The organism is Bordetella tumbae, assembly GCF_965139195.1.
GTDB lineage: Bacteria > Pseudomonadota > Gammaproteobacteria > Burkholderiales > Burkholderiaceae_B > Bordetella_A > Bordetella_A tumbae.
Window position 1 is genome coordinate 280,279 of sequence record NZ_CBCSJH010000001.1, and the last position, 12,119, is coordinate 292,397.

Genomic DNA, 12,119 nt, shown 5'->3' on the forward strand with positions numbered 1-12,119 from the left:
TCTCTTAGAGGGAAGGGAAGCCGTAAAGGACTTGAGGATTCGTGACCAGGATGCGATGCCGAGTTTGTGCATCGGGTGCCCAGTCCGCGAGTTGATTACGCAGTTTGCCCGTGTTGACCATGGGCGATGTATGCACATGCAGCCAGTCACTGCCCCAGACCATGCGATCGGGAGCGGCAGCGATCAAGGCCTGAGCCCACGGGATGACGTCGGTGTAGTGATCGAATTGATCGCTGATGCGGTATGAGCCAGATAGTTTTACCCACCAGCCGTGATCCTGCACCATGTGCAGCAAGGCCTGGAATCCAGGGCTTTGCACCCCCTCGGCGACGGGCATGTGTCCCATGTGGTCCACCACGCCGGGCACCGGTAGCTTGCGCATGCGCGGCAGCAGTTCCGGCAGTTGGCGTGCGTCCATCAGGAATTGCATGTGCCAGCCCAGATCCTTGATACGGTGCGCCAGGGTTTCCATCGCATCAAAGCCGATGCCGCCGCCAAACAGCACATTGATGCGCAGACCGCGTACCCCCGCTTCGTGCATGTCTTGCAGTTCGCGATCGGTGATCGTCGGGGCGACGACACCGATGCCACGTAAACGATCCGGATTGCGGCGCAGGACTTCCAGCATGTAGCGGTTGTCCGTACCGTACACGCTGATTTGCACCAATACCCCGCGCGACATGCCGTTGGTGTCCAGCATGGCCAAATACGAGCTTTCTGTTGCGGGGTGTGGCGTGTAGGTGCGCTCTGGCACCATGGGGTACGCTATCGCGTCGTCAGCGACGACATGCGCGTGCGTATCGCAGGCACCGGGCGGGACTTCGAACCGTGCGGGTTCTTGTTCGGACAGGGGGAGGGGAGGAAGGCAGAACGGCACCTCTTGTTCGGGGTGCGCAGAGGGACTAGGCATGCAACGTGTCTCCGGAAGTGGTGCTTGCGATATTCCGGCGTTGCCGGATCACGCAAGCATCCGCACTACCGCGTCACGCCAGTTGACGCAGCAGCAATTCCCAGAATTTTACGCGCGTCTGCAGCGTGGAGATCAAGACGTACTCATCCAGTGTATGAGCCCCGTTGCCGTCGGCGCCCAGACCGTCCAGCGTGGGCACGCCCATTGCCGAGGTGAAATTGGCATCGCTGCCGCCCCCCGTCATGGGTGCTTCCGCCAACTCAAAGCCGGCCTCGCGGGCGTAGCCCTGTGCCATTTCCAGCAGGGCGACCGCAGCATCGCTGCGCACCATGGGCGGGCGGTTCAGTTCGACATCGATGTCCAGCTCCACATCGGGGCCGACCGCGCACAAATTGCGCATGCGGCGCAGCACGTCTTCGGCGGCCCCCATATCGGGAACCCGGAAGTCCACGACGCAGCGGCATTGTGCGGGTACGGTGTTGGTCACTGTGCCACCGGCGATAGTGCCGACGCTGACCGTGACGCCACGTTCGTAGTCGGTCATCGCTTCCAGGGCCAGCACCTGGTGTGCCATTTCGCGAATCGCGCTGCGGCCTTTCTCGTGTTGCATACCTGCATGAGCGGGGCGCCCCTTGACGTTCAGTCGCAGCATGCCGGTGCCTTTGCGCGCCGTGACGCAGCCGCCTCCATTGGGGCGGGCAGGCTCGCACACCAAGCCATATTTCGCATTGGCGGCATAGTGTTCAATCGACGCGCGCGAGGCGTGGCTGCCGGTTTCTTCGTCGGGCACCATCAGAAAATCCACGGGCAATTGTGTCGAGCCCGGTTTCACCAAATTCGACAAAGCCGTCAGCGCCAGATAAATGCCGCCCTTCATGTCGTAGCTGCCGGGGCCATATAGACGGTCGCCGTCGATGCGGCAGGGATTCTCCTGCAGCGTGCCGATCGGATGCACCGTGTCCAGGTGCGCCAACACCAGAATGCCTTTGCGGGTATCATCCGCCGCGCGGTTTGTGGCGTACAGCAGGGGGCCGGTATCAGCGCCCAGCGACGTCACTTCCACAGTCAAGCCCGCGGCGCGGGCCTGTGCCTCGACCAAGGCCGCCATCTTGGTCACTCCCTCAGGCGAGTTCGACGGCGACTCGCAGCGCACCCACGATTGGATGCCGGCGACCAGGGCTTCAGTAGACGGGAGGGCGGACATATCGGTATTCCAGATAAAGAATGAACAATAAGAAACTCAGGCGACGTGCTGGCCAGCCAGTTTGGCCAACTCTGCTTCGCTGGGCAGCTTGCCCTCGAACCACAGGCTCGCGCACGCGGCCGACATGACCCGGCCGTCGTGACCTATGCCAGGGACGACTTGCAGGGTCCAGTTAAATGGCACACCACGGCGTGCGGCCTCGCGTTGACCCGCCTCGAAATAGTGATGCGCGCGGGCAAAGCGATGCGGCCCTTGACGTAATGCCGCTGGTTCCGACGGCAGGTTGGGGTCGTTGGTGCTGATGTCTTGATCGCCCGCCAGGATCGTCATCGGATAGGCCAGCAGACGCACCAGGTGGTCTTCGGTCAGGCCCACGCCGTCCAGTCCCTCGGGAAAGCGATGCTCGAACGTGGGAAGGGTGTACCAGCCGGGATTGCCGGCGGTGACTGCGCAAAATGGTGCATGGGATTGGCTGCTCATCAGGCGATGCACAAACTGACCCCCGGCGGAATGACCGAATAAATGGGCCTGCTCTACCTCGGTGATGCCGGCTGCACGCAGGTCGGCAAATATCTTGCCGATCAATGCATAGGTCCAGCCGTCCACATGGCGCGGATTTCCGCCAGGGCTGAATACGCGGCCGTTGTTGTAGCTCTCGACGCCCGGCCAGATATCATTGGAAAACGTAGGCGCCACAATCAGCACGTTGTGCTTGTCGGCAGTGGGGATCCAGAAATCGCGATAGTCATCACCATTGCGCAGCACACCATGCTGCACGATCACGACGGGCCGATCGGGCGTATAGCCATAGGGCCGATAAGTTTGCAATGTGAATGGGCGATCGGCATTGCGATCGTCATCGACATAGACAAAGGCATTGCGGCCGGCATGGCCGAGTTCCAGCCCAATACGATCGACGTTGGTGAGTTCTGCTTTCATGATGATTCAGGCGTTCAAGTGGCAGGCCGACCAATGGCCGGGTGCGATTTCTTTGAGTTCGGGGACGGCTTCGCGGCAGCGCGCCGTGGCGTGCGGGCAGCGCGGATGAAAGGTACAGCCCGACGGGGGATTCAACGGCGATGGGATCTCACCCTGAATCGGCGTGAATTTGCGGCCGCGACGGCCGACGTCCGGTACCTCGGCCAATAGCGCTTGGGTATAGGGATGATTCGCACGCGCAAATATCTCGGATGCGGGGGCGCGTTCGACGATCTTGCCCAGGTACATGATGGCCACGCGATCCGAGATGTGTTTGACCACGCCCAAATCATGGCTGATGAACAGATAAGTAAAGCCGTGCTGTTCACGCAGATCCATGAACAGATTGATGACTTGCGCTTGAATCGAAACGTCCAGCGCTGCAACCGGTTCGTCACACACCAGGAACTTGGGCGACACCATCAGTGCGCGTGCGATCCCGACACGCTGGCGTTGCCCTCCAGAAATCTGATGGGGAAAACGGTCGCGATATTCGCGATCCAGGCCAACTTCAGACAAGGCACGGTCAATGCGCTCGGGGACCTCGGTAGCCGGCGCAAGCTTGTGTACTTTCAAGGCCTCGCCCAAAATCTGGCGCAGGCGTTGGCGTGGATTTAGCGAGGCTTGCGGATCCTGGAAAATCATCTGCACGCCCAGCGTATAGGCCAGGCGTTCGGCGCCGCGCAGCGTGGCCGTGGACTGTCCTTGGTACAGCAATTCTCCTTCCGTTTGCCGATGCAACCCGGCGACAACCCGGCCCAACGTGGATTTACCACAGCCGGACTCGCCGACCAGGCCAAGCACCTCGCCGCGCCGGATCGACAGGTCTACGCCGTTGACGGCATGGACGGTGCGGCGATCAATGGGTTTGCCGGTCAGCGCGAGGATGCGCTGGGCCAGATCGGGATGTTGCTCGAAACGCTTATGGACGTTGCGTAGCTCGATAACAGGCGTGTCTTGCGGGGTCATGCGGAGGCAGTCTCTAGGGCAATCGGGGCGTAGCAGCGGTAGCTGCGCGGGCCTTCTTGCAGGATGGAGGGAGCTTGTTCAGCGCAACGGGTAACGGCGCGGGAGCAACGCGGACGGAAAGCACAGCCCACGGGTCGGCCCGCGAGGCTGGGCGCCATGCCGTCGATCTGATGCAGCCGTTCGCCTGGCGCGGTATTCGCTGGCATGGAATCAAGCAGCCCTTTGGTATAGGGGTGACGCGGTGCATCCAACACCTGATTGACTGGACCTGCCTCGACGATGCGGCCCGCGTACATCACGGCTACGTGGTCGGCCAGCTCGGCGACCACGCCCAGATCGTGAGTAATCCAGATCAGCGCCGTATCGTACTGGCGACAGATTTCCTGCATGCGATACAGGATTTGCCCCTGAATGGTCACGTCCAACGCGGTAGTCGGTTCGTCGCAAATAATCAGATCGGGGCGATTCAACATGGCGATGGCAATCGCCACGCGTTGACGCATACCGCCGGAGAACTCGTGCGGATAGTTATCCAGCCGCTTTTCCGGCGAGGGAATGCCCACCATTTCCAGGGCTTCGCGGCAGCGTTCGCGTGCCTGGGCCACGGGCACGTTTTCGTGCGTCAAGATGGCTTCCATCATCTGCTCGCCAACGCGCAAGACCGGGTTCAACGTCATCAAGGGATCTTGAAAGATCATCGCGATGCGGTTGCCGCGCAGGCGCCTCATGCTTTCTTCGTCGAGTTTGCGCAGGTCTTGGCCTTGGAACAGAATCTCGCCCGAGACGACTTCCCCCGGCGGATCGATCAGACCCAGCAAGGAAAACCCCGTGACGGACTTACCAGAGCCGGATTCGCCGACCAGACCCAGGATTTCGCCGCGGCGCACGGTCAGGTCTACGCCATCAACGGCCGGCCAGGCGCCGGCTTCGGTATGAAATGCGGTGCGCAGGCCGCGCACCTGTAGGATGGTGTCGTTCATTATCGGCGCGGGTCCAGGGCTTCGCGCAGGCGGTCGCCCACGATGTTGATGGTCAGGATCAGCAGCAACAGTGCAACGCCGGGGAACATGCTGATCCAGTAATCGCCTGAAAGCAGATACTGAAAGCCGTTGGCGATCAGCAGACCCAGCGAGGGTTCTGTGATCGGCACCCCTACGCCCAGGAACGATAGCGTGGCTTCCAGCGCGATCGCAGTGGCGATCTGAATGGTGGCGAACACCATCACCGGCCCGATACAGTTGGGCAGCAGATGGAACACCATGATGCGCCATGCCGGAAAGCCCAGATTTGCGGCTGCCTCGACGTATTCCTTGCGGCGTTCCTGCAATGCGCGGCCGCGCATGATGCGGGCATAGTGCGCCCACTGTACGACGACCAACGCCAGGATGACCTTGTCGACGCCGCGGCCCATCATCGCCAGCAATACCAGCGCTACCAGAATCGTCGGGAATCCCAGGATAAAGTCGACGATCCGCATGATGAGCGTATCGACAAAACCGCCAACGTAGGCTGCGATCAGTCCCGCCATGCTGCCGATGGCCGTCGACAGCGCGACGGCCGACAGGCCCACCATCAGGCTGATGCGCAGGCCATACAGGATGGCACTCAACATATCGCGGCCCTGATCGTCCGTGCCCAGCAAATAAACCATGCCGTCCATCGAGGTCGAGCGCGGTGCGAGGCGGCCGTCCAGCAGATTCAGATTAGCCAGATCGTATGGGTTCTGCGGCGCAAAATAGGGCGCGACCAGTACGACGACCATCAGGATAGCCAGCGCAATCACCGATCCCGTGACGGTGGGACGGCCACGCAGTTTTTTCAGAATGGCGGCGCGGCGCGGCGTGTCTTCCAGCGGCTGGATGGTCCGCATGCGGGCGTTTTGAGTAGGATGAGCCATAGCGTTAATGCGAAGGAGCGACGAGTTGCACGCGCGGATCGAGCGCGGCATACAAGATATCGACAACAAAATTGACGATCACAAAGATGAGCGTGACCAGCATCACATAGGCCACGACGACCGGGCGATCCAGTTGGTACACGCTATCGATCAAGAGCTTGCCCATGCCGGGCCAGGCGAACACGGTTTCGGTGATGGTGGAATAGGCGATCAGGCTGCCGAACTCCATCCCGACTACGGTCACCACAGGGATCAGGATATTGCGCAGAATGTGCCGGCGCACAATGCGTCCCGGCTTCACGCCTTTGGCGCGTGCGAATTTTACGTATTCCTGGGTTTGCGCCTCGGCGACTCCCGTGGCGGTCAGGCGTAATACCAAGGCGATATTGGCGAGCGCCAAATTGATGGCAGGCATGATCACATGCGACCAGCCATCGACGGTCAATATCGACAGTGGGACACCCAGCACGCTGACCGTGTCGCCGCGCCCGGATGCCGGCAGCCAGCCTAGCCAGACGGCAAACAACAGGATCAGCATCATGCCCTGCCAGAAATTGGGCAGCGAAAAACCCAGCACCGACGTGGCCATGATGCCGCGCCCCAATGGCCGATCGCGGTATAGACCTGCAACCAGGCCCAACGGGATCCCGATAATACAGGTCAGGGTAATGGCGACCACCACCAATTCAAACGTGGCCGGCATGCGTTGCACGATCAGCTCGATCGCGGGGATACCATGTACGAACGACGTGCCGAGATCGCCGTGCAGCGCACGTTCCAGAAAGGTGAAGTACTGATGCCAGATGGGCTGATCCAGCCCCAGGCGGGCGATGGTGGCGGCGCGTGCTTCCACCGTGGCTTCAGGGCTGACCAGCAACTCGATCGGATCCCCCACGGCATACACCGCGAAAAACACCACGACCGAGACGGCCAGCAGGACGAACAGGCTTTGAATCAACCTGCGTAGGGTAAACAGAACCACGTTAGGCGTTCCTTACGACTTGCAAAAAAAGTCCTCATGCCGGGCCATCGATTGGCTGTCCATGAGGCGTGGCGCGGCGCGGGAACATGTCTCACGCTGCGCCTGGGGGCTCACCGTTCCAGAGGGGCGTTGTTACAGGCGACCTTAGGGAACGGATTTCACTGACGAAGCGAGAGTGTACTGGTCTGCGCGCCCTTCGTAGGTCAACCCCTTGCGAAATGCCCAGATGCTGCTCTCGAAATGCAGGGGAATACTGGGCAGATCGGCCAGTGTCAGTGTCAAGGCCTGCTGCAACAGTTTTTCACGTTGCGCGTCGTCTACCGTGGTGACCGCCTGGCGGAATATCTGATCCAACTCCGGATTCGAATAGCGGCCGTAGTTGCTGGTACCCATGCCCAACTCGGGCGCAAACGAGGTCACCCAGTACTGCAGGAAAGATGATGCCTCACCGGTTTCAGATGACCAGCCTCCCATCGAAAAGCTGAATTCCCGCTTGGCGCGCCTCGGGAAATACACCGAGCGGGTCATGGTGTCGACATGTGTCTTGATGCCTATGCGCGACAGATATTGCGCCACGGCCTGGGTGATCTGGCCATCGTTGATGTACCGATCATTGGTTGATGACAGGGTGAGTTCAAAACCATTGGGATATCCTGCTTCGGCCAGGAGTTTTTTCGCCCCCGCAGGATCGTAGGTCAACTGCGGCGGATGAGGCAGCGTTCCAAACATCCCGTCAGGCAAGAACTGATTGGCAGGCATGGCCATTCCGTCCATGATCCGGTCGACTATGGTCTTGCGGTCGATCGCCATGCTGATGGCCCGCCGCACGCGGGCATCCTGCAGGGGATTCTTGCCATTGCCGGCTTTCACGAACGGGCTGTTTTCGCGGCCGACGTCCGCCTGGAAATACACGACGCGCACCGAGGGCGTGACGACATAACCAAAGCCTGGCGTGCTCTTGATACGTTGCACGTCACGAGCAGCAGGGCTTTCGACGACATCGAAATCGCCGGCCAACAAGCCCGTCAGTCGAGGGCCGGCGTTCGGCACGGGTACAAACTTCACGTTGCGCCACTCGGGTTTTTGGCCCCAGTAATCCTCGTTGCGTTCGAGTTCAATCCCGCTGCCTTTCACGTACGATTTGAGCTTGTACGGGCCCGTGCCGATGGCATGCTTGCCATTATTGAAATCCGCGACTCTGGGCCAGCCGCCGGTGACGCCGCATTTTTTCTCCAGATCGAACGTAATGGGGCCGTGTTCGGCGATGCCGTTCCATATGATGCCCATCCGCGTGAGATCGTTGGGTAGCAGGGGATACGGTTTTCGCGTTTTGATGATCAGCGTATGGGCATCCGGCGTCTGGACATCGGCGAATTTCTGCACGACGGCTTCATACGAGCCCGCGATCGACTCTTCGTTATTCATGGCACGGCAAAACGTGAAAATCACATCCTGCGGCGTCAGCGGCTGACCGTTCGAAAACTTGACGTCTTTCTGCAGCTTGAATTCCCAGGTCGTGTCGTCCAGCGTTTTCCACGATGCAGCCAGGCCGGGAATCAAACTCATCTTGGCATCCTGAGCCACCAAGGTCTCGAAAATCTGCGACGCCATGGCATTGTTCGGCGTGGCTTGGTGGTAGTGCGGATCGATAGCGGTTGGCTCCGAGGCCAATGCGATGGTCAGGGATTGGGCGTGAGCGCCGGCAGCCAAGCCGAGCAGTGCAGTCAGGGTGGCCAAGCGAAGGCGAGAGACGATCATGGTGTGTTCTCTGGGCGAGGTTCTTGGGCGAATGCAAAGCGGGGAATACAGGGATCAGGCGTAGGCACGACAGCTACGTCTGGAGGAGGGGGACAATGAGGGAACGCTGAGGCGAGCACAATTCACCGGCTCTGTATCGAGCTGCTCGTGTCAAACCATGCGCGTGTGCCGGACACAATGGCCGGATTCGTGCCAGGATCACCGTTTTCCCCCTGGGAAAGGCCGCTGGCCTGAGGCTCGTGCGGCGCTGATTCTTATCTTGAGGCTGATTCTAGGGGCCTGTCAGCTTTCTCGACAATTAGAATATTTGCCACAGCATTTGCTTTTTTGGCAAAGCTGCAGGGAAAATACAGCCGTTCTAGCGCTCGGATCCCGACCCATGAGCAGAGGTTAAGCAGCCATGCACGGCATCGCATTGAAGTACTTTGTGGCTGTCGCCCAAGCAGGCAGTCTGAGCGGCGCGTCCAAGCAATTGCACGTCGCGGTGTCGGCCATCAGCCGCCAAATCGCCGGCTTGGAAGAAGAAGTCGGCTCCCCGCTATTCGATCGGGCGCCTCGGGGCATGGTCTTGAGCGAGGCTGGCCGGCTTCTGCTGGCTCATGCACGCCGTACGCAATTAGAGGCAGATGAAGTGCTGCGGCAGATCGCGGGGCTGCAAGGCGCGCCGCACGACGAAATCCGGGTCGGAGCATCAGAAGGCCCCGCACAGGGGTTTTTGCCCGTCGCGATGGTCGATTTTCGAAAGCAATATCCGCGCACGCGCTTTGCACTGCATGTCTTGACCCCGCCCGAGGCGATGCGCGCCATTGCCAACGGCGATATCGACGTCTCGGTATCCTTCAACGTCGAGCCCGCCCAAGGGGTGCAGGTATTGCACTCGTGGCGTGCACCCGTCTACGCCGTCATGGCCGTGAATCATCCCTTGGCGGCTCGCAGTCCGCTACATCTGGAGGAGGTGTTGGCTTATCCTTTGGCGTTGACTGACGACAAAAGCACTGCCCGGCGTCTCTTGAACCGCACATGTGCCCTGGAGGCTGTGCCTTTGCACGCAGCCCTGGTATCGAATTACTCGCCAGCGCTGCATGGTTTCGTACGGCATTCCAACGCCGTGATGTTCGCTGGATATATCTCTGTAGCGTGGCGATTGGTTCAGGACGGGCTGGTCGCGCGTCCCGTCGTCAGCGCCGAGCTGCAATCGCGTAATTTGCAGATCCAGACCATGGAAGGCCGTTTGCTGCCGATCGGGGTGACCCGTTTCATCGACCACCTGAAGGCGCGTATCGATGCCCTGGAGTCAACGTTGGAGTCATCACCGGGACGCTGACGTGGCGGTGCTGCCCTCACGGGCACTGTGGGTTGCCTAGCGAGAAAGCCCAAACGATAAAAACCTCATGCCACGCCGCCGGCGTGCCGTCTTCCGGGAGCTTTATCTTGGGAGCGGCCCAGCGATAAAAAGCCCCTCGAAACCGGATCGGAATCCCATTTTGAGGGGCAGATGCGCGATCGCTCGCGCACTCAGCCGCGTTATGCGACCAAGTCAGGCTTACTTGCCCTTTGCCGAATGCACCGACATGGCCAGCGTGTACTGGTCGCGGCGGCCTTCATAGTCCAGGCCTTTGCGGAACGCCCAGATGCTGCTTTCAAAGTGCAGCGGGATCAGCGGCAGCGTATCCAGCGCGATTTGCGTGGATTGCTGCAGCAGTTGCTTGCGCTTTTCCGGGTCGATCGTGACGATAGCCTGTTCATAGACCTTGTCGAAATCGGGATTCGAATAGCCACCGTAGTTGCTGGTGCCCAGACTGCGGTTCGAATCCAGCGAAGCCACCCACAATTGGAACAACGCCGAGGCCTCGCCCGTTTCCGCCGGCCAGCCGCCCATCGCGAAACTGAACTCACGCTTGGCGCGCTTGGGGAAATAAATCGAAGCCGTCATCGCATCGACATGCGCCTTGATCCCGATGCGCGACAGGTATTGCGCCACGGCCTGGGTAACCTGAGCATCATTCACATAGCGGTTGTTCGTGGATGACAGCGTCAGTTCAAAACCGTCCGGGTAGCCAGCTTCAGCCAGGAGTTTCTTGGCGCCTTCCGGGTCGTACTTGATCTCGGGCGCTTTGGGCAGGGCGCCAAACATGCCATCGGGCATGAATTGGTACGCCGGGGTGGCCAGCCCATCCATGATGCGCTGATTGATGGTTTTGCGGTCGATCGCCATATTGATTGCCTGGCGCACGCGCAGATCCTGCAGCGGGTTTTTGCCATCGGAGCTTTTGACGAAGGGGCTCGGGTTGCGGCCGACATCAGGCTGGAAAAACACCAGGCGCGTCGATGGGGTAGCGATAAAGCCGAAGTTGCTGTTGTCTTTCAGGCGTGGCAGATCTCGTGCCGCCGGGTTTTCGATGACATCGAAATCACCCGAGAGCAAGCCCGTCAGGCGCGGGCCGGCGTTCGGCACGGGGACGAACTTCACCGTTTTCCATTCGGGTTTCGTACCCCAATAGTTTTCGTTGCGTTCCAGCTCGATCCCGGTGCCTTTGACGTACGACTTCAACGTGTACGGCCCGGTGCCAATGGCATCTTTGCCATTATTGAAATCCGCCACCGTCGGCCACGGACCGGTCACGCCGCAGCCTTCCTTCGGCGCGAATTTCAGCGGGCCGTGTTCCACGATGCCGTTCCAGATGATGGGCAATTGCCGGGCCAATTCGGCCGGCATCAGAGGAAAGGGCTCTGCCGTCTTCAGAATGACGGTGTGCTCGTCGGGTGTCTGCACGTCCGTCAGCAGCTTGGTGACCGTCATGTACGACTGCGAGATGTTGGTCTCGTTGTTCAGCGTGCGGCAGACCGAAAACAGCACATCTTGCGATGTAAACGGCTGGCCATTCGAGAACTTCACGCCGTCGCGCAGCTTCAGCTCCCAGGTCAGATCGTCCAGGTTTTTCCACGATGTCGCCAGACCGGGGATGAGCTCCATGTCGGCATTGCGATTGATCAGCGAGTCATAGACATGCGCGGCGAACGCATCGTTCTGGGTCTGCTTGTGATAGTGCGGATCAGCAGAGGTGGGTTCGGACGACAGGGCGATCGTCAGCGACTGGGCCAGGACAGTCGGCGCGGCAGCAAGGCTGGCGGTCGCGGCCAGCAAGGCCAGGGAAGTACGCAATTTCATTGGGGCTCCGAATCGGCGAATGACTGCGCCACGATCAGCAGGGGGCCGAAAGTAGTAATCAATCATTGCAAGGGGGCGATTATCGGAAGCGATTTCGTGCGTTGTCAATGCGCACAGTCCGCTATTGCCGACCCAGATTTCCGTGCTCGCGACCCAAAAGCCCCGCGCTGTGCCTTTGGTGTTGTCTGCAAGGGGGAGTTTTATTTTGGGTGTCCGGGCAACAAAATATAAAGGCGCCGCGCCCCGCTTCGG

At 60.2% G+C, this 12,119-nt stretch carries 10 protein-coding genes; 1 reads left to right on the forward strand and 9 read right to left on the reverse strand.

Annotated features, from left to right (window positions below; translation table 11 throughout):
* Positions 1-4: 4 nt before the first annotated feature.
* The 8 genes from ACNA0J_RS01340 to ACNA0J_RS01375 form a co-directional block, all read right to left on the reverse strand.
* Positions 5-910 (reverse strand): amidohydrolase family protein, encoded by a 906-nt coding sequence (locus ACNA0J_RS01340; RefSeq protein ID WP_415815627.1) that lies wholly within the window; start codon positions 908-910, stop codon positions 5-7.
* 73 nt (positions 911-983) lie between these two features.
* Positions 984-2,114, reverse strand: a complete 1,131-nt coding sequence (locus ACNA0J_RS01345; RefSeq protein ID WP_415815629.1) for a M20 family metallopeptidase — start codon at positions 2,112-2,114, stop codon at positions 984-986.
* Positions 2,115-2,150: 36 nt separating this feature from the next.
* A complete protein-coding gene (locus tag ACNA0J_RS01350) occupies positions 2,151-3,056 on the reverse strand; it encodes an alpha/beta hydrolase family protein (protein ID WP_415816491.1) in 906 nt (301 codons plus the stop codon).
* Between the two features lie 3 nt (positions 3,057-3,059).
* Complete coding sequence (locus ACNA0J_RS01355; RefSeq protein ID WP_415815630.1) at positions 3,060-4,061, reverse strand: ABC transporter ATP-binding protein; 1,002 nt, start codon at positions 4,059-4,061, stop codon at positions 3,060-3,062.
* Positions 4,058-5,041, reverse strand: a complete 984-nt coding sequence (locus ACNA0J_RS01360; protein WP_415815632.1) for an ABC transporter ATP-binding protein — start codon at positions 5,039-5,041, stop codon at positions 4,058-4,060. Before ACNA0J_RS01360 ends, ACNA0J_RS01355 begins: the two co-directional genes overlap by 4 nt.
* The gene (locus ACNA0J_RS01365) at positions 5,041-5,958 is read right to left on the reverse strand and encodes an ABC transporter permease (RefSeq protein WP_415815634.1); all 918 of its coding nucleotides are present in this window, start codon (positions 5,956-5,958) and stop codon (positions 5,041-5,043) included. The genes ACNA0J_RS01360 and ACNA0J_RS01365 overlap by 1 nt, the downstream gene beginning before the upstream one ends.
* Positions 5,959-5,962: 4 nt before the next feature.
* The gene (locus ACNA0J_RS01370) at positions 5,963-6,940 is read right to left on the reverse strand and encodes an ABC transporter permease (RefSeq protein WP_415815636.1); all 978 of its coding nucleotides are present in this window, start codon (positions 6,938-6,940) and stop codon (positions 5,963-5,965) included.
* Positions 6,941-7,084: 144 nt separating this feature from the next.
* Positions 7,085-8,698, reverse strand: a complete 1,614-nt coding sequence (locus ACNA0J_RS01375) for an ABC transporter substrate-binding protein (RefSeq protein WP_415815638.1) — start codon at positions 8,696-8,698, stop codon at positions 7,085-7,087.
* A gap of 400 nt (positions 8,699-9,098) precedes the next feature.
* On the opposite strand from ACNA0J_RS01375, the gene ACNA0J_RS01380 reads away from it, so the two are divergent.
* Positions 9,099-10,022, forward strand: coding sequence for a LysR family transcriptional regulator (locus ACNA0J_RS01380; protein ID WP_415815640.1), 924 nt, complete (start codon positions 9,099-9,101; stop codon positions 10,020-10,022).
* Positions 10,023-10,241: 219 nt separating this feature from the next.
* Here the strand turns inward: ACNA0J_RS01380 and ACNA0J_RS01385 are convergent, their stop codons facing one another.
* Complete coding sequence (locus tag ACNA0J_RS01385; RefSeq protein WP_415815642.1) at positions 10,242-11,867, reverse strand: ABC transporter substrate-binding protein; 1,626 nt, start codon at positions 11,865-11,867, stop codon at positions 10,242-10,244.
* Between the last annotated feature and the right edge of the window lie 252 nt (positions 11,868-12,119).